Here is a 24934-nt window from a genome sequence, read left to right on the forward strand (position 1 = left end):
TTTCGCTACGTGGCGCAGTACCGCAGGAATATACTCAGGCATGGGACTTGCTAAAACTTGATTTGTGAGTCAAGTTTTAGCGGTCCGAATATCCTTCCGCCGGAGTGATTCATGATCGTTGACCGTCAAGGCAGGCGTTTTCGCAATTTGCGAATCAGTCTGACTTCAGCCTGCAATTACGCTTGTACCTACTGTGTGCCCAATGGCAAGCGGTTGGTGGCTGCGCAGGATGAATTGTCGGCAGAGGCCATGGCGCGTGGCGTGGCCTATCTGATTGAAGCGGCGGGCATTGAGCGTTTGCGCATCACCGGCGGCGAACCGCTGGTCAGCCCCAAACTCGAAACCTTCATGACTGCCGTCGGGAAGATGGGCCTGGCGGACATCAGCCTGACCACCAATGGTCAGCTGCTGGCGAAGAAGCTGCCACTGCTGGTGGACGCCGGCATTCGTCGCATTAACGTTTCCCTCGATACCCTGGATGCCAGCGCTTTTCGCAGCATTGCCCGTGGCGGCGATCTGGCGACTGTGCTTGGCGGTATGGATCAGGCCAGCGCCGCCGGCTTGAAGATCAAGGTCAATATGGTGCCGCTGCGTGGGCAGAACCTCGATCAAGTGATGCCGCTACTCGATTACTGTCTGGAGCGCGGCTATGAGCTTCGCTTCATCGAGTTGATGCGCATGGGCCACCTGGCCAGCGACTCCAATGCTTTCCTGCAACAGTTTGTCAGCCTTCAGCAGTTGCTCAGCCTGATCGGCGAGCGCTACGAGTACCTTCAGGCCGATGCGCCGGTAGACGCCACCGCCGTGCGTTACGAGATTCCGGGGCAGGGCTACTTCGGCATTATCGCCAACGAAAGCGTTCCTTTCTGCCGCACCTGTTCGCGACTGCGTCTGTCCTCCACGGGCTGGCTGCATGGCTGCTTGTCGTCGAGCAACCGCCACTATGTCGGCGACCTGCTGGACAAGCCCCGCCATCAAGCTTTGCCCGCCTTGCAGCGACTCTTGGTGAAAGCCTTGGGGGACAAGCAGGAAGTGGCGTTCTCCGGTGGTGCGACCATCATGAAGATTATTGGCGGCTGATCGGACCTCTTCGCGAGCAGGCTCGCTCCCACAGGAGAATGCATTTCACCTGTGGGAGTGAGCCTGCTCGCGAAAGCGATCTTAAGACGCTGATGTTTCTTGAGCTGGCGCGGAAGCTGCATCCAATGGCCATTCGCCGGTTTTCCGTCACCGGCCTCTGGAGGGTAGGATGCGTAGCCTGGTTTTGCTGCTGGCCGTTTTGGCGCTTGGTGGCTGCATGAATGTCAGCGATCTGGCTGAAGGGACTCGCTACCACATGAGCGACGCAGGGTTGCTCGACCATAGCGACAGCCGTCGTGTGAATAACCTGCGCATTCAACCGGACTCATTCGTTTATATCGCCCAGGGCGCCTTTGTGCCGCCAGACAGTGCTGTCTACCCACGACCTAACGTGATCGCCGAAGTCGCCTTCGATGGCTTTATCGAATACTTCCCTATGGTCCGTCGCGCCCGTGCGCCGGAAGGTCTTGATCAAGCCATGGGCGAAGCCCGTGCCGCCGGTGCCCATTACCTGCTCTATACACGGTTCGCCAGGTCCGACGACCGTATCGGCAACTCGGACGAATGGCTCGATCAGGAAGCCCTGGATCGCCTCGGTATCGATAGCGGCGTGATTCAGATCATGTTGATCGAGACCAGCACCCAGTATTTGATTGATACTGCACGTATCAAGAGTCGTGGCGGTTTACTGACGTTCCACGACAAAAAGCCAGAAGACCTGATGGGCCCGCCGCTGGAACAATACGCGCGCAGCCTGCTGGGGCTCAGCGACCAGTAATTCAAAAGGAGAACGCCATGAGTGGCCCGCAAAAAGCCAACGATCTGTTGGGGCAAATCCCCAAAACCAAAGGCTTGCCGCCGGTCCACCTGTGGAACCCCGACTTCTGCGGCGACATCGACATGCGTATCGCCCGTGACGGTACCTGGTACTACCTGGGCACGCCGATCGGGCGCAAGCCGATGGTCAAGCTGTTCTCCACCATCATTCGTCGCGATGGTGACGATTACTTCCTCATCACCCCGGTCGAGAAGGTTGGCATCAAGGTCGACGATGCCCCCTTCGTGGCGATTGCCGTGGAGGTCGAAGGCGAGGGTGAAACCCAAGTCTTGCGCTTCACCACCAATGTTGACGAGACCGCCGAGGCCGGCACCGAACACCCCATGCGCGTGGTGATCGACCCGGTCACGCAGGAACCGGCGCCGTACGTGCATGTGCGCACCAACCTTGAAGCCCTGATCCACCGCAACGTGTTCTACCAACTGGTGGAGCTGGCCGTCACCCGCGAGATCGACGGGCAGCGCTGGTTAGGCGTGTGGAGCGGTGGCGAGTTCTTTCCCATCGGGCTTGAGCCGTAACTCGCCGAGTTGCTGTGTTCTGGAAAATGGCCCGCTATTCAAGCGGGCCATTTTTTTTTGGTGCGCCAGGCATGGCGCGTTGCGCGTAAGCGCAACCAGTTTGGCTGTGGTGGCCACGCTGGTGACTTGGAGGTGAAAGTCCTCTACACACCCGGCAAGGGGAAGTGTTAGCTGAAGGCAAGGGTGTCGCGGGTGACCGCGAATCTGAAGGAAGCCCGAGGCAAAATGCTGGCCTGACGAACAGGAAGCGGATTAGGCGGCGCAGCGGGGTAAGAAGGCCAATATCTTCAAAGCCCGATACTTGCACGGAACGCTGTGACGTAGATCCGACAGGCATAAGCAGGAAGGTCGCGCGAATTACCCTGGGAGATCTGTTTAGCCTGCCATGTGCTACCGGCGCCGTGAGGTGACGGGATGGGCGACAGAAGTCAGCAGAGGCCGTAGTAGCTGCTCGAAACCGGAGCAATGAAGGGCTGAACCTGCCATGAGTGGATAGTCGGGTGTGATCTCTGTTGGAGCGTAAAGCAGAAACTCCGCGTAGCGGGGGTCGAGACCATCAGGAGGTAGGAGCCGGAAGCTCCGAGGGCCGGTCTGGGCGCTTAGATACCGCAGGCGACACATCAACGGAACCAAGCTCGCTGACGCTGTTTATCAGTAGGCAGGAACCGCCGTATACGGAACCGTACGTACGGTGGTGTGAGAGGACGGCGGGGGCAACCCCGCCTCCTACTCGATCCTACAAACCTTTGTCCTTAAGCCGAGCAGCATGTTCAAGATAGAGGTGGACCGGGCTTACGTTCCAACTCGTGATCCCGGCCATTTGATTGACTGCGTCGAAATGGTCCATCGGGTAATCCGAGCGAATGACTTTGCCCAGGTGCGAGCTGTACCGTCCGACTAGTCCATCGTTGGCGAGTTTCTCTTTATAAAATAACTTCGACAGCACGATACAGTTCAAGTGGGACGGATCGAGAGGTTGCAGACTTTGAAAGTTTTGCAGGATCCCGCTCCAGGAGTAGTAGTACACGCCGTTTTCAACTTCGTTGCCTTCCCCACCCCAGTGTTCCGGTAGCCCTTGCGGGTACTTCTTATTGAAGGCTGCCAAACCTGCGCTGGTCAACGATTCGAAGGCTGCTTGAGGGTCCTGAGGGTTTTGCGGATGGTCGCTGATCAACGAAATGAATTTGCCGACTGCTTTGAACAGGGCGAGTACGAGCGCTTCGGGCAACTCACCAGGCGTCAGCGCCTTATGCAATTGGTCGGCAATCTCGGAGCCATGATTGGGGCAGCTGACAGAAGTGACAGATGCGACCTTTTCCGGGTGCAGCGCCGCTACGTAGCGTGCAGCCAATGGACCTTGGCTGTGGCCGATCAGATTGACCTTGGCGGCTCCCGTTTCCTGCAAAATACGGTTGACGTGTTCGAGCAGTTTTTTACCGCGCTCCTCGTTTCCGTTAACGGCTGGAATGTTAACGGCAAACACCTTGGCGCCTGCATGTTCCAGGGCTTCCTTGATCTCGAAGAAGTAGGGATAACCGGCAATTTTATCGAAGCCAAAAAGGCCGTGGACCAAAACAATCGGGTATTGCGTAGACGCATCCATGTTCATGCTTATACCTGTCGATAGCGGACTTGAGTGAAACAGATGCTATTGACTGCTTGATCTGTCGCGGCTAACCGTAGGTCACAAAGTGGGTTCGTTCAAATCGCTCACCTGAACGCCTCCAGACTGAAAAAATCAAATTGACACTCAATCGTATGATGATTAGCGTGGACACCTATCGCGAACGGCTTTGTGCCGTCCCTGAATCGAGGTGTCCATGTCCAGCAGTTTTCATGCGTCGACGGTCGATTGGCTGGGTTGCTGGATCGCCACGGGGCAGGTCAAACCGGGTGAGACGCTCAAGGTTGAAGCCGACCTGGGCGAGCAACTCGGTGTCAGTCGCACCGTTATCCGTGAAGCCATCAAAACCCTGGTCGCCAAAGGCATGCTCGAAGTCGGGCCGAAGGTCGGCACGCGGGTGTTGCCGGTGCGCCGCTGGAACCTCTTCGATCCGCAAGTCGTAGGCTGGCTGTCGCGCAGCGGCCTGCCGGAAAACTTCGTCGACGACTTGCTCGACCTGCGCCGCACCATCGAACCAATGGCCGTGCGCTGGGCTTGCGAGCGCGCTACCGTCGAGCAAGTTCACGCCATCCTTCAGGCTTACAACGCGTTGGAGCGGGCAGTGGACAGCGGCATTGATTACAACCGCGCCGACCAGTTCTTCCATGAGTGCATTCTCGCTGCCAGCCACAATCAATTCATCGAACAAATGGTCCCGGCCCTCGGCGCGCTGCTGGCGGTGTCCTTCGAAGTGTCTGCCGCCGACCCGGACGAACTGCGCCGCACGCTACCGATTCACAAAGACATGGCCGAGGCCATCGCCGCCCGGGATGCCGCGCGGGGAGTCTGGGCGTGCATGACCCTGATCGATAACGCCGACCTGGCTATCAAGCGCTTCTACCCGCAAGTCATGGCCGACAAAAAAGCCAGCTGACAATAAATAGCCCTGTGGGAGCGAGCCTGCTCGCGAAAGCTGTTCAGCATTCAACGATGAAGTCACCTGACACACCGCTTTCGCGAGCAGGCTCGCTCCCACATAAAAGCAATAAGGAAGGAGGTTTCATGGAGTGGACTGCGGTTACCGAACACCGGGCACGACTGGGTGAAGGCCCATTCTGGGACGCGCCGACCCAGGCGCTGTACTGGGTTGATATCGCCGGTCAACAGGCGCTGCGGCTGATTGGCGCCAACGTGCAGATCTGGCAGATGCCCGAGCACGTGTCTGCCTTCATCCCCTGCGAAAGCGGCGATGCGCTGGTGACATTGAACAGCGGCGTGTATCGACTCGATCTGGATTCCCCTGGCCTTGAGCCGCGACTGAGCTTGCTCTGCGTCGCCGATCCGCAACCCGGCAATCGCGCCAATGAAGCCCGCTGCGATGCTCAGGGCCGACTCTGGCTCGGCACCATGCAGAACAACATCGGCGAGCAGGGCGAAGACGTGCCCATCGTGCGGCGTTCCGGTGGCCTGTTTCGCATCGATCGCGATGCTCGGGTCACGCCGTTGCTTCGCGGGTTGGGCATTCCTAATACGTTGCTGTGGAGCGAAGACGCAACCACCGTGTATTTCGCCGACAGCCTCGACAGCACGCTCTACCAGTACTTCATCCGCACCGATGGCAACCTCGACCCGGCTCACGTCTGGTTCGGGCCGCATGAGCGCGGCGGGCCGGATGGCTCGGCGATGGATGCCGAGGGTTATATCTGGAACGCGCGTTGGGACGGCAGCTGCCTGCTCAGACTGACCCCGGCCGGGCAGGTTGATCGGGTGATCGAGCTGCCAATCAGCCGTCCCACCAGTTGCGTGTTCGGGGGTGAAGACCTGAAAACCCTTTACATCACCAGCGCTGCGAGCCCGCTCAACCATCCGTTGGACGGCGCGTTGCTGTCGATTCGAGTCGATGTGCCCGGAAAAACTTGTACACGGTTCGTGGGATAAATCCCAAAATATGGGATGCAAAATTATATATTGAGATTGTTTGGCGGGCGGGTTTATAGTCGACCATCAGTTACACGCACTCACACTTAAAAAAACAAAACAGGTGAAGTGATGCAGCGATTTTCCAAAAAGACTTTTGACCGGACATCGATAGATGCCCGGTTTTTGTCGTGCCTTCGAAAAGGAGTCTTGATCCATGGCTGAACCTCTTTCCTTGCCACCGGTGCCCGAACCGCCGAAGGGTGAGCGACTGAAAAACAAGGTCGTGCTGCTGACCGGCGCCGCTCAGGGTATCGGCGAGGCGATTGTCGCGACGTTCGCTTCCCAGCAGGCCAAGCTGATCATCAGCGATATCCAGGGTGAGAAAGTCGAAAAAGTCGCGGCTCACTGGAGGGACAAAGGCTTTGATGTTCAGGCGATCAAGGCCGACGTATCGCGTCAGCAGGACCTGCACGCCATGGCCAAACTGGCGATCGAGCTTCACGGACGGATCGACGTGCTGGTCAATTGCGCCGGGGTCAATGTGTTCCGCGATCCGCTGGAAATGACCGAGGAAGACTGGCGCCGCTGCTTCGCCATTGACCTCGACGGCGCCTGGTACGGCTGCAAGGCGGTATTGCCGCAGATGATCGAGCAGGGCATCGGCAGCATCATCAACATCGCCTCGACCCATTCCACTCACATCATTCCCGGCTGCTTCCCGTACCCGGTGGCCAAACACGGTTTGCTCGGCCTGACCCGCGCCCTAGGCATCGAGTACGCGCCGAAAGGCATTCGCGTCAACGCCATTGCGCCGGGTTACATCGAAACCCAACTGAACGTTGATTACTGGAACGGTTTTGCCGACCCGCATGCCGAGCGTCAGCGCGCTTTCGATCTGCATCCACCGCGTCGCATCGGCCAGCCGATTGAAGTGGCCATGACGGCCGTTTTCCTGGCCAGCGATGAAGCGCCGTTTATCAATGCTTCGTGTATCACCATTGATGGCGGTCGTTCGGTCATGTACCACGACTGAGTCAATCGGGTTTCAGGCGCGGAACCATGCCTGAAATCCAATCATCATACGATATGACTATTAGCTGCACAGTTTGATTGGCTTTCAAATAACGCTCAAAAAAAATAACAAGGAGTCAGCTTATGAATCGTCGTCGTGGGATCCGTTCCCTGTGCTGTGCCGCTTTGGCGGTCACCGCGGTCAGCCTGAGCAGTTCGTTGTTGGCGGCCGAGGAAGTGAAAATCGGCTTTCTGGTCAAGCAGGCGGAAGAGCCCTGGTTCCAGACCGAATGGGCATTCGCCGAAAAGGCCGGGAAAGAGAAGGGCTTCACCGTCATCAAGATCGCCGTGCCCGACGGCGAGAAAACCCTCTCGGCCATCGACAGCCTCGCCGCCAACGGTGCCAAGGGCTTCGTGATCTGCCCGCCAGACGTATCCCTGGGACCTGCGATCATGGCCAAAGCCAAGCTCAACGGTTTGAAAGTCATCGCAGTCGATGACCGCTTCGTTGATGCCGGCGGCCAGTTCATGGAACACGTTCCTTACCTGGGCATGGCAGCGTTCGAAGTCGGCCAGAAACAAGGCAACGCCATGGCCGCCGAAGCGAAGAAACGCGGCTGGGACTGGAAAGACACCTACGCGGTGATCAACACCTACAACGAACTCGACACCGGCAAGAAACGCACCGACGGTTCGGCTAAAGCACTGGAAGAAGCCGGTCTGCCGAAAGACCACATTCTGTTCTCGGCGCTGAAAACCCTCGACGTCCCGGGCAGCATGGACGCCACCAACTCGGCGCTGGTGAAACTGCCGAGCGCGGCGAAAAACCTGATCATCGGCGGCATGAACGACAACACCGTGCTGGGCGGCGTGCGCGCCACCGAAAGCGCCGGTTTTGCCGCGGCCAACGTGATCGGCATCGGCATCAACGGCACCGACGCCATCGGCGAATTGAAGAAGGCCAACAGCGGCTTCTTCGGCTCGATGCTGCCGAGCCCGCACATCGAGGGCTACAACACCGCCAGCATGATGTTCGATTGGGTCACCACCGGCAAAGAACCACCGAAATACACCGCGATGGATGACGTGACACTGATCACTCGCGAGAACTTCAAGCAGGAACTGGAAAAGATCGGCCTCTGGAACTGAGGGGCGGTTGATTCCATCGGTGGCCCTGGCAACGGGGCTGCCTGATCTGTGTGATGAGGTGGTTATGGCGCAAACAACAATACAACAACACGGCGGCTGTTCTTTTAGTGGCAGTGGCAGCTTGCGCTTCAACGGGATCGGCAAGACCTTTCCCGGGGTGAAGGCACTGGATGGCATCAGCTTCGTCGCCCACCCGGGGCAGGTTCACGCCTTGATGGGCGAGAACGGCGCCGGCAAATCGACCCTGCTGAAAATCCTCGGCGGTGCTTACACCCCGAGTAGCGGCGACCTGCAGATCGGCGAGCAGACAAGGGTCTTCAAGTCCACCGCCGACAGCATCGGCAGTGGTGTCGCAGTGATCCACCAAGAGCTGCACCTGGTCCCGGAAATGACCGTGGCAGAGAACTTGTTCCTCGGTCATCTGCCGGCCAGTTTCGGCCTGATCAATCGCGGTGCGTTGCGGCAACAGGCATTGGCCTGCCTCAAAGGCCTGGCCGATGAAATCGATCCGCAGGAGAAAGTAGGGCGCCTGTCCCTGGGTCAGCGGCAACTGGTGGAAATCGCCAAGGCCTTGTCCCGTGGTGCGCATGTGATCGCGTTTGACGAACCGACCAGCAGTCTGTCGGCGCGGGAGATTGATCGTTTGATGGCGATCATCGGTCGCCTGCGCGACGAAGGCAAAGTGGTGCTTTACGTCTCCCATCGCATGGAAGAAGTGTTCCGCATCTGCAACGCGGTGACGGTGTTCAAGGACGGTCGCTTTGTGCGCACGTTCGAGGACATGAGCGAGCTGACTCATGATCAGTTGGTGACCTGCATGGTCGGTCGCGACATTCAGGACATCTACGATTACCGCCATCGTCAGCGTGGCGCCGTGGCGCTCAAGGTCGACGGTTTGCTGGGACCGGGTTTGCGTGAGCCGGTGAGTTTCGAGGTGCACAAAGGTGAGATTCTCGGGCTGTTCGGCCTGGTCGGCGCCGGTCGTACCGAGCTGTTCCGCATGCTCAGCGGCCTTGAGCGCAACACCGCCGGGCGCCTGGAATTGCGCGGTCATGAACTGAAGTTGCGTTCACCCCGCGATGCGATTGCCGCCGGGATTCTGCTGTGCCCCGAGGACCGCAAGAAAGAGGGCATCCTGCCCCTCGCCAGCGTCGCCGAGAACATCAACATCAGCGCCCGCGGCGCTCATTCCACCTTCGGCTGCCTGTTGCGTGGCCTGTGGGAGAAGGGCAACGCCGACAAGCAGATCAAAGCGCTGAAAGTGAAGACGCCCAACGCGGCGCAGAAAATCATGTACCTGTCCGGCGGCAATCAGCAGAAGGCCATTCTCGGCCGCTGGCTGTCGATGCCGATGAAAGTCCTGCTGCTCGACGAACCGACTCGCGGCATCGACATCGGCGCCAAAGCCGAGATCTACCAGATCATTCACAACCTGGCGGCCAGCGGCATCGCGGTGATCGTGGTCTCCAGCGATCTGATGGAAGTGATGGGTATTTCCGACCGCATCCTGGTGCTCTGCGAAGGCGCGATGCGCGGCGAGTTGTCTCGCGCAGAGGCCAATGAATCCAACCTGCTGCAACTGGCTTTGCCGCGCCAACGCGCTGACGGCGTGGCGAACTGAGAGGTGACTATGACAATCCAAAACAACGCTTTGCCCACCCAGCGCAAACCTCTGGACCTGCGGCGCTTTCTCGATGACTGGGTGATGCTGCTGGCGGCCGTCGGGATCTTCGTGCTCTGCACCTTGCTGATCGATAACTTCCTCTCGCCGCTGAACATGCGCGGCCTGGGCCTCGCGATTTCGACGACGGGGATTGCGGCCTGCACCATGTTGTATTGCCTGGCGTCCGGGCACTTCGATTTGTCGGTGGGTTCGGTGATTGCCTGTGCCGGCGTGGTCGCAGCGGTGGTGATGCGCGACACCGACAGCGTGTTTCTCGGTGTGGTTGCTGCGCTGTTCATGGGGCTGATTGTCGGGTTGATCAACGGCATCGTGATCGCCAAGCTGCGGGTCAATGCGTTGATCACCACGCTGGCGACCATGCAGATCGTTCGCGGCCTGGCTTACATCTTCGCCAACGGCAAAGCGGTGGGCGTGTCGCAAGAGCAGTTCTTCGTCTTTGGTAACGGCCAGTTGTTGGGTGTGCCGGTGCCGATTCTGATCACCATCGTCTGCTTCCTGTTTTTCGGCTGGTTGCTGAATTACACCACCTACGGGCGCAACACCATGGCCATTGGCGGTAACCAGGAAGCAGCGCTGCTGGCCGGGGTGAACGTTGACCGGACCAAAATCATTATCTTTGCCGTGCACGGCGTGATCGGGGCGTTGGCCGGGGTGATTCTGGCTTCGCGGATGACCTCGGGGCAGCCGATGATCGGCCAGGGTTTCGAGCTGACAGTGATCTCGGCTTGCGTGCTCGGCGGGGTGTCGTTGAGCGGCGGGATCGGGATGATTCGGCATGTGATTGCCGGGGTGTTGATTCTGGCGATTATCGAGAATGCGATGAATTTGAAGAACATCGATACGTTTTACCAGTACGTGATTCGTGGTTCGATTTTGCTTTTGGCGGTCGTGATTGACCGCCTCAAACAACGCTGAGATCAAGATCTACCCCTCACCCCAGCCCTCCCGAAACGTCGGACCGCCCCAGAGGGGAGAGGGGGAAAGGGAGCAGATCGACGTCGCTTCCAAAACCTGAGTTCGACTTGGACTTTCAGGTCGCAGTAAATCCTCCAAACCCCTCGGTCAGCCCCCTCTACCCCTTGGGGAGAGGGTTGGGGTGAGGGGTGGATTCACCTGACACCACACACCTGCGAACATCTCATCTCCCGTCACCTCCTCAAAATATCCCTTGCCCGCCCAACCCCGTTTCGGTTATCACTTTGTACATGATTAGACAGGTACGATTTGACAAGAAACAACGGGTGGTCGACGAACTCATCCGGCGCATCGAAAGCGGCCTCATGGAGGACGGCTTTCTGTTGCCGGGCGAGCATCAATTGGCTCAAGAATTCAACGTCAGCCGCGGCACGCTGCGCGAAGCCCTGGCTGAATTGAAACGGCGCAACTACATCGCGACGCAAAGCGGGGTGGGCTCCATCGTCACCTTCGATGGTGTGGTGCTCGATCAGCGCAGCGGCTGGGCACAGGCCCTGGCCGACAGCGGGGCGCTGATCAATACCGAAGTGCTGCGGCTGGAGGCGATCACCCGTCCTGACCTGTTGCCGCGTTTCGGCACCGACCAATTCATCACCCTCGACCGTCGCCGTCGTTCCAACGAAGGCAAGCTGGTCTCCCTTGAACGCTCATTGATGCCCGCCACCGGAGGTCTGGAAAGCCTGCCGCGGGTCGGCCTTATCGACAATTCCCTGACCATCACCCTGGCCGCCTATGGCTATATCGGCGAGCGCGGTGATCAATGGATCGGCGCCGAACCCTTGAACGCCGAAGACGCCGAACTGCTCGGCCGTCCGCAAGGCACGGTGTTCCTCAAGGCCCTGCGCACCACCTACGACCGGAAAAACCGCTTCATGGAGCAGGTCGAAAGCTTGCTCGACCCGGTGCATTTTCGCCTGCACCTCCAGTTTGGAGAGTCAAAATGACCGCGCTCAACCGTGCTCTCGGCGCGTTCTACGGACTGGCTTTGGGCGACGCGCTGGGCATGCCGACCCAATCCCTGAGCCGTGCCGAGATCAAGGTGCGCTTCGGCGAGATCACTGATCTGGAAGACGCAGGCCCGGATCAACCGATCGCCGCCAACATGCTCAAAGGCTCGATTACCGATGACACCGAGCAGGCGATTCTGGTCGGCCAATTGCTGGTTGAAGGCGAGGGCCGGATCGAACCGTCGGTGCTGGCCCAACGGCTGATCGAATGGGAAGCCGCGATGCAGGCCAAGGGCTCGCAAGACCTGCTTGGCCCTTCGACCAAACGTGCCATCGAAATGATCCTCGCCGGCCACTCGCCCGAAGAAGCGGGGCGCTACGGCACCACCAATGGCGCGGCAATGCGCATCACGCCGGTCGGGATCGCGGCGGATGTCGCCAACCCTGAGCGTTTCATCAACGCTGTCGTGCAGGCGTGCCAGGTCACCCACAACACCACGCTGGGCATTTCCAGCGCGGCGGCGGTGGCGGCTGTGGTTTCGGCCGGTATCAACGGCATGGACCTGGGCGAGGCGTTGAACCTCGGCCAGCAAATCGCTCAGCAAGCTGAAGGCCACGGTTACTGGGTGGCTGGCGGGCGCATCGCCTCGCGCATCAGCTGGGCGCGGACCATCAGTGTCGACAGCGACAAGGCGTTGCTGGCGGATTTGATGTACGACGTGATCGGCACGTCGGTGGCTTCGCAGGAATCGGTGGTGGTCTCGTTTGCCCTGGCCCAGCAAGTGGCCATTGGTGAAATGAACGCTTTCGAAGCGCTGTGCATGGCCGCCAGCCTTGGCGGCGACACTGACACCATCGCGGCGATACTCGGCGCCATGCTCGGGGCCTGCCTGGGCCTTGAGTGTTGGCCGGCGGCGATGATCGACAAGGTCAAAACCGTTAACGATCTGGAGTTGGAACCGTTGGTGCGAGGGCTTTTAGCTTTGCGTTGACTGGACTGACGCTTTCGCGAGCAGGCTCGCTCCCACATTGGATTTGTGCAGGACGCAAACCCTGTGGGAGCGAGCCTGCTCGCGAAGGGCGCGCCGCCTACTTGAATTTTTCACCCGCAATGGAAAGCACGAATACGGCCAGGACTGCCGGGATGTTATGTCGACTTCCGAAACTGCCCACAACCAAAACAATGGCAACAGGAGCATTTCACATGAGTTCATCGAACGCCGGGCAAAGCGCCGGGCAACTGGAAACCCGTGGCATCGAGCCCGTGCCGGAAGCGGAGTGCAACGGTCATCCGCTGCAACTGTTCTGGGTCTGGTTTGCTGCCAACATCTCCATCCTCGGCCTGCCGCTGGGTGCGACACTTGTAGCCTTTCGCGGCTTGGCGATCTGGCAGGCGATCATCGTCGCGATCCTCGGCGCCGCCGGTTCCTTCGCGGTGGTCGGGATCATCTCCATTGCCGGTCGCCGTGGTCGCGCACCGAGCCTGACGTTGTCGCGAGCGATCTTCGGTGTACGCGGTAACATCGGTCCGACCCTGGTCTCGCTGATGTCGCGTCTGGGCTGGGAAACCGTCAACACCACCACGGCAGCGTTCGTGCTGCTGTCTCTGTGCTCGATTCTGTTCGGCTCGCCGGTAGAAGCCAAAAGCGCACCGGTATTGACCCTGATCTTCATTGCGATTTTCGTGTTGCTGACGTTGTCGGTCTCTGGCCTCGGTCACGCCACGTTGCTGGTGATTCAGAAGTGGGCGACTTACGTGTTCGGTGCGCTGAACCTGCTGGTGGGCGGCTTCCTCTGCGCCACTATCGACTGGAGTGCGGTGTTCAACGCAACGCCCGCGCCGTTGAGCGCGATGATCATCGGCGTTGGCACCATGGCCGCTGGCACTGGGATCGGTTGGGCCAACGCGGGTGCCGACATGTCGCGCTATCAGCATCGCAGCGTCAAAGCCGTGCGCCTGGTGGCGTCGGCGGCGTTCGGTGCGGGGATTCCGCTGGTGCTGCTGATCACCCTCGGCGGTCTGCTGTCGGTGGGCAACAACGATCTGGCCTCGGCCACTGACCCGATCATTGCCATCCGCGACATGCTGCCGACCTGGATGGCCGTGCCGTACCTGATCACCGCGTTCGGTGGGCTGCTGCTGTCGAACAACCTGTCGGTGTACTCCGCCGGTTTGACCACGCTGACCCTCGGCCTGAAGGTCAAACGCGTCTACGCGGTGGTCGTCGACATCGTCGCGATCTTCGCCGGTTCGATCTATTTCATGCTGATCGCCGACAGTTTCTATGGTCCGTTCATTACCTTCATTTCGCTGCTGGCCGTACCGATCACCGCGTGGGTCGGGATCTTCGTCGTCGACTTGATTCACCGTCATTACTACAGCCCCAAAGACCTGCTGGACGTCAGCCCGAGCAGCGCTTACTGGTACAGCGGCGGTATCGAGTGGCGCGCCTTCGGTGCGTGGGCGGTGGCGATCGTATTGGGCTTCAGCTTCACCACCATCGGTACGACCGAACAAACCGTCTGGTTCCGCGGTTTCCTGTCCGACTCCTGGCTGGGCCATAACGGCCTCGGCTGGATCGTGACGTTCCTGGTGGCGGGCGGGATGTATTTTGTACTCGGTGGGGCGAAGGATCGTCGCGCTGCGTTGACCGAGAATGCTCATGCCTAGATTGCTGCACACCGGCCAGGTCATGATCGACCTGGTCATGGCCGTGGATAAACTGCCGCATTCGGGCGGCGACGTGCTGGCGCAATCCGCCGGTTTCGAGGCCGGCGGCGGCTTCAATGTGATGGCTGCCGCCCAGCGCAATGGTTTGCCGGTGGTTTACCTCGGCCGCCACGGCACCGGGCGTTTCGGCGATCTGGCGCGCGAGGCGATGAAGGCTGAAGGCATTCGGATCGGCATCACTCACCGCGCCGAACGGGACACGGGATTGTGCGTCGCGTTGACCGAAACATCGGCCGAGCGCAGTTTCATTTCCTATATCGGTGCCGAAGGTGAGCTGACTGCCGAGGATCTGGCCAGCGTGCCGGCCGAGGCGGGTGACTATGTCTACGTCAGCGGCTACAGCCTGCTGCATGGCGGCAAAGCCCAGGCATTGGTGGATTGGGTGCTGGATTTACCGAGAGGGATCAACGTGGTGTTCGATCCGGGTCCGCTGGTGGATTCGCCGAATGAACCGTTGATGCAAGCCTTGCTGGCGCGCATTGATCTGTGGACCAGCAATAGCGTCGAGGCGTTGAAGTTTACCGGTGCGTCGGACATTGCCGAGGCGTTGAACCGGTTGGCCGATCATCTGCCGGCCGACGTGTTGATGGTGGTTCGTGACGGCCCTCAAGGGTGCTGGATCAGCCAGCGTGGAAACCGCCAGCATGTGCCGGGTTTCAAGGTTGAGGCGGTGGACAGCAATGGCGCGGGGGATGCGCATGCCGGGGTGTTTGTGGCCGGGTTGGCGCAAGGATTGTCGGCGGCTGAGGCGGCTCGGCGGGCCAATGCGGCGGCGGCGTTGGCGGTCACTCGTTGGGGGCCGGCGACTTCGCCGGGGACTGCTGAGGTTGACGCGTTAGTCAGCCAGACGTTCGGTGCCTGATCGGCCGCCTTCGCGAGCAGGCTCGCTCCCACAATGAATCTGTGAACGACACAAATCCCCTGTGGGAGCGAGCCTGCTCGCGAAGGGGTCATAAAATTCACTACAGATCCTGGATTTACCCAGCCTTGCGCAACGCCTCGATCAACTCTTGCTTGCGCATACCCGACCGCCCCGGAATCTTCTTCGCCCGAGCCTCTTTCATCAGGCTGTCGACGGTCTGGGTTTCGCGAGAAGCCTTGCTGTTTCGCGAATGACCTTTACGGCTGGCCACCGCACGTCGAGCTGATTCCTGGCGATCCGATGACTTGGCACTCGCCGGTTTCTTGCGTCCCGAACCCCCTTTGCGTTCACCGCCGCCCGACTGCTTGTTCACCGTCGCCCAGGCTCGGGCTTCTGCTTCTTCTTTCGAGACGCCCTTGTGTTCGTAGCTCTCTTCGATGTGCTCGGCCTTGCGTTTCTGTTCGGCGGTGTATTTGTCTTTGCTTCCACGAGGCATGGGATTTCTCCTTGCTTCAGGTGTGTATCCGTAGGAGCTGGTGCAGCCTGCGATCTTTTGATCTTCGAGGAGCCAAAGGCAAAAGTTCGCAGCCTGCGGTAGCTCCTACGCGGTTAGACGTCCAGCTTGCGCGCCGCCTCAACCCCTGCGGCACTGAGTTTGATCGGCAAGTTCAACGAGTGCTCACCGGCCTCGTTGCAGATCACATGACCATGCTGGATCAATCCACGATCCTGCAGCGTGGCGAGGGTGCTGGCCACGACTCTCTCCCCCCGGTAATTGTCCAGGACCTCTTTGCCCAAGCCGCTTGGATGGGCATGCAGCAGACGGGTCAGGACTTCGTTCTCAAGGTTTTTATCGGCGTTCATGGTTACCTCTTCATGGATGTGGATAGGTCCGTTTAATTCGAGTCCTTACTTGACGTTGGTCCGCCCCCGATTTGGATTGGTGCCTGATGAACGACGAACGGTCTAGGCTTGCTGCAACGTTTTGCTGGTAACGGTTCGACGCCAGACCAGCCGGCCGACGCTGATCAGCCAATTCAATACAGCAACCGCCAACACCGTGAGCAACAGTGTCGCCATTCCCTGTTCGACGATGATTTTCCCGGCCAGCAACGGAAAGCCAAACACGCCGATAAAGTAGGACAGGCTGAACAGCAGCAAGGATTGCGCGGTGGTGCCGTTCGGTGCCTCGTTGGCCGCCAGGCCGTTGATCACTGAATAGGTCAACCCGTAACCGACCCCGAGCACCGCCGCCGCCAGCACGTAGCTGAACCCGTCGTCGACGACAAACCCGAACATCAGGATCGAGCCCATCATCAAGCCCGACAACAGGCAGGACGCCCAGAAGGGGTCGCGCTTGACCACGAAACCGGCGATCAGCATTCGGCTGCTGATCGCTGCGCTCATGAAGCCGAGGAAGAACAGTGAATAATCGAGTGAACGCGCCGCCGCGTAACTTGTTTGAAAACTCGACAGACCGCCGAAAACGCAACCGCCGAGGCCGACCATGATGATCGGGAATACCGCTCTGGACGACAGCACTTGCGCCGCTGCACGCCAGGAAATTCGCGACACCGCTGCCGAGTGGGCCGGCGCTTTTTTCAGTTGCGAATCCAATCGCCAGAACAGCAGCACACCGATCAGGCTGGCCAGCGCCGCGAGGTAAAACGCCGCGGTGATCGGATACCCGAGGGCGCTGGCAGCGCGACCTAACAAGGGACCGCTGCCGATCCCGGTCATCATGCTGCCCGACAACAGCGCAAAGTATTTTGCCCGTTGGGCAGGCGTTACCAGACTCGCCACAATGATCGGGCCGAGGGTGTAGAACACGCCCCAACCCAGCCCCAGCAAGAGTCCGAAAAACAACAGCAGATTGCCGAAGCCTGGCGCCAGGGCGAAGCCCAGGCTGGCGGCCACCAGCAAGACGCCGAACAGCGCAATCGAGCGCGCCGCGCCGAGCAAATCGGACAAGTGCCCGGAGACGATTACCGCTGCAAACGTACTGAGCATCGCCGCCGAAATCACACTGCCGGCATCGTGCTCGTTGCCGCCGCGGGAACCGATCAACAACGACAGCAAAAAGGTCGAGCCATAGGACAGCGACAGCAAGTAGCTGGCCAGGCAAAACAGGCCGAACAACCTGCTTGAGACTTGGGGTGTTGCGCTAGGCATGACGCGGTTCCTTGACCCGATAGAAGAGAGCTTCTTCTATCTATCACGCAAGGCGTTGATGTTAGGTCTGAGGTTCTCGATTTCAGGGTTAGTGTTGGCCGGAGTAAGGCCTTCAGCAGACGCCACGGATGACGTTTTGATTTCATATGTGACGAGCGCCGCTTGCCGACTTAGTATGGCGTTTTCAACTTTTGACGAAGGCACGTCCATGACGATCGAGATCCGCCCGGCGACCCCGAGCGATGCACCGCAAATCCTCGGGTTCATCACCGAACTGGCCGACTACGAACGTGCCCGCCACGAAGTCATTGCCAGCGTCGCCGACATCGAGCGCAGCCTGTTCAGCGAAGGCGCCACTGCCCACGGCCTGATCTGCCTGCGCGACGGCTCGCCGATCGGCTTCGCGGTGTTCTTCTTCAGTTATTCCACGTGGCTCGGCAGCAACTGCCTCTACCTTGAAGACCTCTACATCACCCCCGGACAGCGTGGCGGCGGCGCCGGTAAAACCTTGCTGCGCCATCTGGCGAAAATCGCCTGCGCCAATGATTGCGGTCGATTTGAGTGGAGCGTGCTGGACTGGAACAAACCGGCAATCGAGTTCTACAAATCCTTGGGGGCGCAGCCGCAGGAAGAGTGGGTGCGGTATCGGATGGATGGGGCGGTGTTGCGGGAGTTTGCCGAGGGGCGGTGATCGTTGTACCCACTCTGACTCTGACTCTGAATCAGTTGTCGGCTCCTCTCTGGTCCTGCATTCTGTTCGCACTTCTGCATACTCACGGATGATACCTGCAGTGTCTTGTGCACTCATTCATCCCCTGAATTTCGCGACGAATTCGGCTAACAGTTCGAATGTGTCGAAAGCCAATGGCGCGTTGATCTTTACCACCACCTTAAAACTCAACAGCAAGGAGCTTTGACTTGAGTGGAAAACCGGCTGCTCGTGTAACCGACTCAACCTCGTGTCCGTTGCCGGGACATGGCACCAATCCGATAGTCTCTGGATGACCAGACGTTTTCTTCGATGGTCTTGCCGCTGCCCGCATGACGGATAAATCCGCCTGCGGTAGCCCTATTACTGGTGCAGTATCAGGCACGGTGTTCATCAACGGCCTCAATGCCGCAACCCTCGACAGCACTGGAGGTCACGGCAACGTTGTGGTTGGCGGTTCCGGGACTGTGATCATCGGTCAGAGCGGGGGAGGCGCGGCGTTCAGCGGTTTGCTACCGATGCCAGTGCATTTCACAGACAGATTGCAGGTAGTTAATGAGGCGACCGGCAAGCCGATTCCTTATCACCCCTACACCATTCAGCGTGGTGACGGCAGCGAGGAACATGGCATTACTGATGCGGTCGGCTTCACCCATACCGTCAGTTCTCATTTGGCTGAAACCATTAAATTGTTCGTGGAGTGATAGGGATGTCGGCTGAAGGACTGGCGGCGAAAGAAGAATTACCAAAAAAAAGGGAAGTGAAAACTCACACATTAACGTGCAAGACCGATCAGTCTGTTAAGCAGGTTCCCGTAGCTTTGCGGGACTTGGTTATATTTTTTATTGGCGGTGCGGGTGATCAGGAAAGTTATTATGGTACGGGCCCAAATAATAATATTGATTATGTTCGCCGGATCACGGTAGACGACGCAAAGCAGTTTGAGATTTTAAAGCGCTGCCCATCCTGGGCGCTCAGTTATAATGCATTTATAAGTGATGATGATCTTGAAAAAAGAATGTGTTGAGCCGGATACCTAATTGCTCTACCGCTATCTATATTGTTGGTCATAGTCTGGGTGGTTGGAATGGTGCCCATCTCTCTAGTGTGCTGGCAGACAGAGGGTTCAAAGTAAGGATGTTAATGACACTGGACCCAGTCGGCGAAGGGAAAATCGTCTACGGAATTTCAAGTATTTATAGGCGGGAGCCAAAACCCAAAGCCGATTACTGGGTGAATATTCGGGCTGCTGCGGTCGACTGGAACGTATCGGATCTGGTCGCAGATTTCGGTGAGCAGTGGGAAGTGACACAAGGGCCTAACGTAATGGGGCGGGTGGACATCAACCACGCCGACGCAAACAGGATGTTCGTGCAGCCGTTACCGGGCGGTAAGACAGCTCGACAAATATTTAATGAGTCGATTTTGAGTTATTTCAGGGAGTGAATCTGGATGCACAAGGTTTTTCTGTTTTTTTTAATATTGATGAGTGCATCCTGTTCTTTGAATCATGGGAAGCCTGTAGCAACACTTGAGTATTCCAGTGTCGCGGAACTTCGTAGTACTGGCCTTTACCAGATTTATTTTACTTCAGATGTGGATGTGCTCCAGTTGTTTAAGTCTAAAATTGGCGAGGGCCTTGTCTGTGCATTAGAAGACGATTTGGATTTTGCTGAGTCGCATCATATAAAAAGATCTGGTTTTGGTTTGGTAGAATCTGTGCCAGGCGACTTACCTTTGCGATATCGGGCAAATGTCATTTTTAGTGAGTCGGCAAGCGGGAAAGGAGGGGAGAACTATCTGGAGGGTGAAACCTTGGCTCCGCTTTTGAGGAAACGTGATTTTATCTCATGTGTGTTTAGAGTTCACACCACTACGTACAAAACGTACTTCTCAACGATCATGCGCATACCAACCAAGGAGCTTTTGAAGGCGGTTGCTAAACAGTAAAAGCGAGCATCTCTGACTCGAAGACACGCATAAAACGTGCTCGTTCAATCACTGACGTCCCAGTTACCACCGACCAAACCATCGAGTGTTTGCCGCACGGTGATCTTGAATGCCCCAGCCTTCCCTTCATCGAAGGCCGCACTCCACGCCTCATATCCCTGACTGAAATCCGGGATTTCAGAGGTATTTCCCACTCGGTGGGTGATGCTGCGTTCTATGGCTTTTGCCTGGAAGGGCAGGTGGGGCATTTCATTGAACTCGTTACCTGTCACTGGGTTGATCAGTCGGTAAGCGCTCAATAAACCCCACCTGCACATGAAGCGCCGATTCAAGGATGCTGAGCTCCCATTTCTCGCTCGGATCGACCGATCCGCCGGACGGTCTGTTAGTCGTTACGTGTCTGTTCAAGCCGCTTATCAAGCTCGCTTGGCGGCAAGTTCGGCGTCGAGTGAAGCGTCAGCCAGACGGCCCGCAGAATGTTGATCGCGGCCATGTTCAGGTGTTGTTCGGCGGCGTGCAGGGCCAGTTCGGCTGCCAGGCGCTTGTCGGCAGCACTGAGGTGCGCCGTTTTGTGGGTCATGTCCGCATCGACGTTGGCCAACAGCCCCTGGAGTTCCTGCACCGCCTGATCCGATGCCTGACGCATGTCCGCCAGCAGGCGGCTGGCTTCGGCAGGCGTCATGGCCAAGGCGCGGACGCTGCGAAAAGTCAGGCGGGCGGGCAAGGTGGCCAAACTGAAACCCGTCGAAATTAACTTGCCAATCATGCGAACAACTCCTGTAAACGAGGGTTTCAGCAGCGTATCAGAGTAAATCGCAAAAAAATGTCTGCTCATCGCTTGCCAGAATCAACTCTCCGCCTCTTTTTGGCATCAAGCGTCTGATCGTCGTCAGAACCCTCGAACGATGCGCCCATAGACGCTCGATCTGCTCATCCTTGGCAGACATTTCCTTGTCCTTCGAAAACATCTGCTTATGCAGCGACAGCAAAAGCTGTTTCAGCAAAATAGGGTCGTCAGGAAGGGTTTCGGGCACGGAAATCATGCCGTGGATTATACCGGCTCAGGTGACGAAGCGTGGCGTCAGCACCTTGTGAGGTTGATTGCCCCAGAGGTCGATTCCCTCCAGTAGGAGGTTCAACTCCCGCACCGTGAGCTCGATGGCTTCGTCATCCGCATCCGGCTTGGTCTTGAAGCGCTCAGCCTCCAGGCGCTTGAGCCACAAACAGAAGCCGTTGCGGTGCCAATACAGAATTTTCACTTGGTTGCGCGTGCGATTGAGGAAGACAAACAACACCGGGTCGAACACCGCGACCTTGATATCCAACTCGACCAAAGCCGCCAGGCCATTGATGGATTTCCGGAAATCGACTGGTTTGGGGTAGAGGTAAACGGCTTTGACCTTGGGGTCGGGACGCATCATGGGCTGGCACCAGAAAAATTGGGAGCACAGCATCGACGGGCTATCGGTTCATTTGAAGGTGTAGTTTGTGGAGCGGTTACATCAGTCGAAAGCCATCGACTCTGATGTGAACGACCTTACCCAACTTCGGATAGTTTTCGATTCTCAGGATCGTCAGCGTTGATGCGTCCTCGCCCGGTCGATTTTTGTAAGCCCAGATATCGCCGACCTGCAATTCCTTCGATGCGCTGAATGCGGCCACGGACCAGAGTACGCCGCATAGCAGCAGAGCCTTTGAAACAATCTTCATTTTTCTTCCTTGAAAGTGATGTACCGCTGCAATGGCCCGGCATTTTAAAGCGGCGTCGTAGAAAATCTTGTCATACTTGCAAATCCCATAATATGGGAGTGATATTTATATATTGAGATTTTGATGCATCCGGGTTTATAGTCCAGCTCACTCACTGCCAATAAACAAAACAGGTGAAGCGATGCTGGCGCAATTGATCGCGCTCGATTGGGGGACAACCTCATTACGTGCTTACAAACTCGCCGCGGGTGGCCAGGTGCTCGAACAGCGTTCGCTGTCGTCGGGGATCATGCAGTTGCCCAGGACGCCGCGAATGATTGCGGGTCAGGCCTGTACCGACGGTTTTGAACTGGCCTTTGACGAGGCCTGCGGTGACTGGCTCGACGCGCAGCCCGATTTGCCGGTGATTGCCTGTGGCATGGTCGGCAGCGCACAAGGCTGGCGTGAAGCGGCTTACCGCGATACGCCGGCGAACGTCGCCAATCTAGGAACTTCCCTGCAAACCATTCGTAGTGTTCGCGGTGTCGACGTGCACATCGTGCCGGGCGTGATTCAGCGTTCGCGCCTGCCGAACGTGATGCGTGGTGAAGAAACCCAGGTGCTTGGCGTTCTGCACAATCTGCCGGGCGGGGCGGGCAACGATCTGCTGATCGGCCTGCCGGGCAGTCATTCGAAATGGGTGGAAGTGGCCGACGGCTGCATCGTGCATTTCGATACCTTCATGACCGGCGAAGTCTTCGCCGTGCTCAGCGAACACAGCATTTTGGGGCGCACCCAGCAAAAGGGCGCGTCCTTTGATGGCCAAGCCTTTGATCGTGGTGTGCAGGTGGCCCTGTCGGCGGATGGCGAGATCGGGCCGTTGTCGACATTGTTCAGTGCCCGCAGCCTCGGGTTGACTGGCGAACTCAGCGCCACCGCCCAACCGGATTACTTGTCCGGCTTGTTGATCGGCCATGAGCTGTCAGCGCTGGCCAGCGTCCAGCGACGCCGACGCAACAGTGTTCATCTGCCTTCGATCATCCTCATTGGTAATGCCCAACTCTGTGCCCGCTACAGCCGGGCGCTCGACGCCTGTGGTTTTGCCCGGGTGACCCTGGCCGAACAAGCCACCGAACGCGGCTTGTGGCAGCTGGCGGTTGCCGCCGGACTGATCACACCCAACCCATCCCGTTTAACTTGACTGGAGGTCTGACATGCTCAAGCAAGCATTGGCGCAAAACGGTCTGATCGCGATTTTGCGTGGCCTGCGCCCGCAAGAAGCGGCAGCCATCGGCGAAGTCCTTTACGCCGCGGGATTTCGCGTCATCGAGGTGCCGCTCAATTCCCTCGAGCCGTACGAAAGCATCCGCATCCTGCGCAGTACGTTGCCCGCCGATTGCCTGATCGGTGCCGGCACGGTGTTGACGCCGGAGCAGGTCGAGCAGGTGAAAGCGGCGGGCGGTCAAGTGATCGTCATGCCGCACAGCGATGCCAAGGTGTTGCGCGCTGCGAAAGCGGCGGGGTTGTTCCTGTCACCGGGTGTGGCGACGCCGACTGAAGCCTTCGCCGCATTGGCCGAAGGGGCGGACGTACTGAAGATGTTCCCGGCTGAGCAGATGGGCCCGGCAGTCGTCAAAGCCTGGCTCGCGGTGCTGCCTGCGGGAACGATTCTGGCGCCGGTCGGCGGGATCACGCCGGACAACATGCAGGTGTTTATCGACGCTGGCGTCAAAGGCTTCGGCCTCGGTTCCGGGTTGTTCAAGCCGGGCATGACACCTGAGGAAGTGGCTGTAAACGCCAAGGCGTATGTCGCTGCGTGGAACGCTCTGCGTTAAGACTTTTTGGCGCCGAGCGCGCTGCATCTATAAGAGAGACAAGAAGATGAAAATCACCAAACTGACCACCTTCATCGTTCCACCGCGCTGGTGCTTCCTCAAGGTTGAAACCGACGAGGGCGTGACCGGCTGGGGCGAACCCGTGGTTGAAGGCCGCGCTCACACTGTCGCCGCCGCCGTTGAAGAATTGTCCGACTACCTGATCGGCAAAGACCCACGCAACATTGAAGACATCTGGACCGTGCTTTACCGCGGCGGCTTCTACCGGGGCGGCGCAATCCACATGAGTGCGCTGGCCGGTATCGACCAGGCGTTGTGGGACATCAAGGGCAAGGCCCTGGGTGTGTCGGTCAGCGACCTGCTGGGCGGTCAGGTGCGGGACAAGATTCGCGTCTATTCGTGGATCGGCGGCGACAGGCCGGCGGACACCGCTCGCGCTGCGAAGGAAGCCGTCGAGCGTGGTTTCACTGCGGTGAAAATGAACGGCACTGAAGAGCTGCAATTCCTCGATTCCTTCGAAAAAGTCGACCTGGCCCTGGCCAACGTCGCCGCCGTGCGCGATGCGGTGGGCCCGAACGTCGGCATCGGTGTCGACTTCCATGGCCGGGTGCACAAGCCCATGGCCAAGGTCCTGATGAAGGAGCTCGACCCGTACAAATTGATGTTCATCGAAGAGCCGGTACTCAGCGAAAACTACGAAGCGCTGAAAGAATTGGCGCCGCTGACCAGCACGCCGATTGCCCTCGGTGAGCGGCTGTTCTCGCGCTGGGATTTCAAGCGTGTGCTCAGCGAAGGTTACGTCGACATCATCCAGCCGGACGCGTCTCACGCCGGCGGTATTACCGAGACCCGCAAGATTGCCAACATGGCTGAAGCCTATGACGTGGCGCTGGCGCTGCATTGCCCGCTCGGCCCGATTGCCCTGGCGGCGTGTTTGCAGCTGGATGCGGTTTGCTACAACGCGTTCATCCAGGAACAGAGCCTGGGCATTCACTACAACGAGAGCAATGACCTGCTGGATTACGTCAAGGATCCGCGGGTGTTCGACTACGACAAAGGCTTCGTGAAAATACCCAACGGCCCGGGCCTGGGGATCGAGATCAACGAGGAATACGTCATCGAACGCGCGGCCGTCGGCCACCACTGGCGCAACCCGATCTGGCGCCATGCCGATGGCAGTTTTGCCGAGTGGTGATTGATCTCTAATCCACCCCAATCCCCTGTGGGAGCGAGCCTGCTCGCGATAGCAATCTATCAGCCA

27 protein-coding genes and 2 pseudogenes are annotated in these 24934 nt (G+C 58.5%); 20 read left to right on the forward strand and 9 right to left on the reverse strand.

What is annotated here, in order from left to right; translation table 11 throughout:
- The first annotated feature begins 111 nt into the window (after positions 1–111).
- The 3 genes from ACYZTW_RS08655 to ACYZTW_RS08665 all read left to right on the forward strand — a co-directional run bounded on the left by ACYZTW_RS08655 (position 112) and on the right by ACYZTW_RS08665 (position 2436).
- Positions 112–1080: a GTP 3',8-cyclase MoaA gene (locus ACYZTW_RS08655; RefSeq protein WP_462004529.1), complete on the forward strand. Its 969-nt coding sequence runs from the start codon at positions 112–114 to the stop codon at positions 1078–1080.
- 169 nt (positions 1081–1249) lie between these two features.
- Positions 1250–1858, forward strand: a complete 609-nt coding sequence (locus ACYZTW_RS08660) for a DUF4823 domain-containing protein (protein WP_462004530.1) — start codon at positions 1250–1252, stop codon at positions 1856–1858.
- Positions 1859–1875: 17 nt separating this feature from the next.
- The gene (locus tag ACYZTW_RS08665; RefSeq protein WP_462004531.1) at positions 1876–2436 is read left to right on the forward strand and encodes a DUF1285 domain-containing protein; all 561 of its coding nucleotides are present in this window, start codon (positions 1876–1878) and stop codon (positions 2434–2436) included.
- Between the two features lie 736 nt (positions 2437–3172).
- On the opposite strand, the gene ACYZTW_RS08670 is transcribed toward ACYZTW_RS08665, so the two are convergent.
- A complete protein-coding gene (locus ACYZTW_RS08670; RefSeq protein ID WP_462004532.1) occupies positions 3173–4045 on the reverse strand; it encodes an esterase/lipase family protein in 873 nt (290 codons plus the stop codon).
- Positions 4046–4256: 211 nt separating this feature from the next.
- Here ACYZTW_RS08670 and ACYZTW_RS08675 point away from each other — a divergent pair, with 211 nt between their 5' ends.
- The 10 genes from ACYZTW_RS08675 (at position 4257) to ACYZTW_RS08720 (ending at position 15318) form a co-directional block, all read left to right on the forward strand.
- The gene (locus tag ACYZTW_RS08675) at positions 4257–4973 is read left to right on the forward strand and encodes a FadR/GntR family transcriptional regulator (protein WP_008152308.1); all 717 of its coding nucleotides are present in this window, start codon (positions 4257–4259) and stop codon (positions 4971–4973) included.
- A gap of 128 nt (positions 4974–5101) precedes the next feature.
- Positions 5102–5977 (forward strand): SMP-30/gluconolactonase/LRE family protein, encoded by an 876-nt coding sequence (locus tag ACYZTW_RS08680; protein WP_462004533.1) that lies wholly within the window; start codon positions 5102–5104, stop codon positions 5975–5977.
- A 196-nt stretch (positions 5978–6173) separates the two neighbouring features.
- Positions 6174–6992: an SDR family oxidoreductase gene (locus tag ACYZTW_RS08685; protein ID WP_462004534.1), complete on the forward strand. Its 819-nt coding sequence runs from the start codon at positions 6174–6176 to the stop codon at positions 6990–6992.
- A gap of 122 nt (positions 6993–7114) precedes the next feature.
- Positions 7115–8119 carry a substrate-binding domain-containing protein gene (locus ACYZTW_RS08690; protein ID WP_462004535.1) on the forward strand — a complete coding sequence of 335 codons (1005 nt, stop codon included), beginning with the start codon at positions 7115–7117 and terminating at the stop codon, positions 8117–8119.
- Between the two features lie 64 nt (positions 8120–8183).
- Positions 8184–9740, forward strand: a complete 1557-nt coding sequence (gene araG / locus ACYZTW_RS08695; RefSeq protein WP_462004536.1) for an L-arabinose ABC transporter ATP-binding protein AraG — start codon at positions 8184–8186, stop codon at positions 9738–9740.
- Between the two features lie 9 nt (positions 9741–9749).
- A complete protein-coding gene (gene araH, locus ACYZTW_RS08700; RefSeq protein WP_111451791.1) occupies positions 9750–10718 on the forward strand; it encodes an L-arabinose ABC transporter permease AraH in 969 nt (322 codons plus the stop codon).
- Positions 10719–11008: 290 nt separating this feature from the next.
- Positions 11009–11722, forward strand: a complete 714-nt coding sequence (locus tag ACYZTW_RS08705; RefSeq protein ID WP_462004537.1) for a GntR family transcriptional regulator — start codon at positions 11009–11011, stop codon at positions 11720–11722.
- On the forward strand, positions 11719–12717 hold the full coding sequence (locus ACYZTW_RS08710) for an ADP-ribosylglycohydrolase family protein (RefSeq protein WP_462004538.1): 999 nt from the start codon (positions 11719–11721) through the stop codon (positions 12715–12717). The genes ACYZTW_RS08705 and ACYZTW_RS08710 overlap by 4 nt, the downstream gene beginning before the upstream one ends.
- 212 nt (positions 12718–12929) lie before the next feature.
- Positions 12930–14396, forward strand: a complete 1467-nt coding sequence (locus ACYZTW_RS08715) for a purine-cytosine permease family protein (protein ID WP_462004539.1) — start codon at positions 12930–12932, stop codon at positions 14394–14396.
- Positions 14389–15318 (forward strand): PfkB family carbohydrate kinase, encoded by a 930-nt coding sequence (locus ACYZTW_RS08720; protein ID WP_462004540.1) that lies wholly within the window; start codon positions 14389–14391, stop codon positions 15316–15318. The genes ACYZTW_RS08715 and ACYZTW_RS08720 overlap by 8 nt, the downstream gene beginning before the upstream one ends.
- Positions 15319–15433: 115 nt before the next feature.
- On the opposite strand, the gene ACYZTW_RS08725 is transcribed toward ACYZTW_RS08720, so the two are convergent.
- From ACYZTW_RS08725 to ACYZTW_RS08735, 3 genes are all read right to left on the reverse strand, one after another.
- Positions 15434–15814, reverse strand: coding sequence for a Rho termination factor N-terminal domain-containing protein (locus tag ACYZTW_RS08725; RefSeq protein ID WP_462004541.1), 381 nt, complete (start codon positions 15812–15814; stop codon positions 15434–15436).
- 113 nt (positions 15815–15927) lie between these two features.
- The gene (locus ACYZTW_RS08730; RefSeq protein ID WP_033056985.1) at positions 15928–16182 is read right to left on the reverse strand and encodes a hypothetical protein; all 255 of its coding nucleotides are present in this window, start codon (positions 16180–16182) and stop codon (positions 15928–15930) included.
- Between the two features lie 102 nt (positions 16183–16284).
- Entirely contained in the window at positions 16285–17490 is a 1206-nt protein-coding gene (locus ACYZTW_RS08735) for an MFS transporter (protein WP_462004542.1), read from the reverse strand.
- A gap of 208 nt (positions 17491–17698) precedes the next feature.
- Here ACYZTW_RS08735 and ACYZTW_RS08740 point away from each other — a divergent pair, with 208 nt between their 5' ends.
- From ACYZTW_RS08740 to ACYZTW_RS08755, 4 genes and pseudogenes are all read left to right on the forward strand, one after another.
- Positions 17699–18181 carry a GNAT family N-acetyltransferase gene (locus tag ACYZTW_RS08740; protein WP_462004543.1) on the forward strand — a complete coding sequence of 161 codons (483 nt, stop codon included), beginning with the start codon at positions 17699–17701 and terminating at the stop codon, positions 18179–18181.
- Positions 18182–18408: 227 nt separating this feature from the next.
- Positions 18409–18903: pseudogene (locus ACYZTW_RS08745) on the forward strand (PAAR domain-containing protein).
- 5 nt (positions 18904–18908) lie between these two features.
- Positions 18909–19645, forward strand: a pseudogene (locus ACYZTW_RS08750) (alpha/beta hydrolase).
- A 6-nt stretch (positions 19646–19651) separates the two neighbouring features.
- Positions 19652–20149, forward strand: coding sequence for a hypothetical protein (locus ACYZTW_RS08755; RefSeq protein ID WP_462004544.1), 498 nt, complete (start codon positions 19652–19654; stop codon positions 20147–20149).
- 44 nt (positions 20150–20193) lie between these two features.
- Here the strand turns inward: ACYZTW_RS08755 and ACYZTW_RS08760 are convergent, their stop codons facing one another.
- From ACYZTW_RS08760 to ACYZTW_RS08780, 5 genes are all read right to left on the reverse strand, one after another.
- Positions 20194–20448 carry a hypothetical protein gene (locus ACYZTW_RS08760; protein ID WP_462004545.1) on the reverse strand — a complete coding sequence of 85 codons (255 nt, stop codon included), beginning with the start codon at positions 20446–20448 and terminating at the stop codon, positions 20194–20196.
- A gap of 86 nt (positions 20449–20534) precedes the next feature.
- Positions 20535–20915 (reverse strand): hypothetical protein, encoded by a 381-nt coding sequence (locus tag ACYZTW_RS08765; protein ID WP_009043509.1) that lies wholly within the window; start codon positions 20913–20915, stop codon positions 20535–20537.
- 37 nt (positions 20916–20952) lie between these two features.
- On the reverse strand, positions 20953–21192 hold the full coding sequence (locus ACYZTW_RS08770; protein WP_462004546.1) for a hypothetical protein: 240 nt from the start codon (positions 21190–21192) through the stop codon (positions 20953–20955).
- A gap of 18 nt (positions 21193–21210) precedes the next feature.
- Positions 21211–21570 (reverse strand): IS66 family insertion sequence element accessory protein TnpB, encoded by a 360-nt coding sequence (gene tnpB, locus ACYZTW_RS08775; protein ID WP_462004547.1) that lies wholly within the window; start codon positions 21568–21570, stop codon positions 21211–21213.
- A 76-nt stretch (positions 21571–21646) separates the two neighbouring features.
- Complete coding sequence (locus ACYZTW_RS08780) at positions 21647–21859, reverse strand: hypothetical protein (protein ID WP_462004548.1); 213 nt, start codon at positions 21857–21859, stop codon at positions 21647–21649.
- A gap of 181 nt (positions 21860–22040) precedes the next feature.
- Here ACYZTW_RS08780 and ACYZTW_RS08785 point away from each other — a divergent pair, with 181 nt between their 5' ends.
- Genes ACYZTW_RS08785 through dgoD form a run of 3 tightly spaced genes read left to right on the forward strand, consistent with a single transcriptional unit; the run spans position 22041 to position 24868 of the window.
- Positions 22041–23039 (forward strand): 2-dehydro-3-deoxygalactonokinase, encoded by a 999-nt coding sequence (locus tag ACYZTW_RS08785; RefSeq protein ID WP_462004549.1) that lies wholly within the window; start codon positions 22041–22043, stop codon positions 23037–23039.
- 13 nt (positions 23040–23052) lie between these two features.
- A complete protein-coding gene (locus ACYZTW_RS08790) occupies positions 23053–23673 on the forward strand; it encodes a 2-dehydro-3-deoxy-6-phosphogalactonate aldolase (protein ID WP_403141821.1) in 621 nt (206 codons plus the stop codon).
- A 46-nt stretch (positions 23674–23719) separates the two neighbouring features.
- Positions 23720–24868, forward strand: coding sequence for a galactonate dehydratase (gene dgoD / locus ACYZTW_RS08795; protein ID WP_462004550.1), 1149 nt, complete (start codon positions 23720–23722; stop codon positions 24866–24868).
- Positions 24869–24934 lie beyond the last annotated feature (66 nt).

The sequence above is a fragment of the Pseudomonas sp. LB3P25 genome (assembly GCF_054897985.1).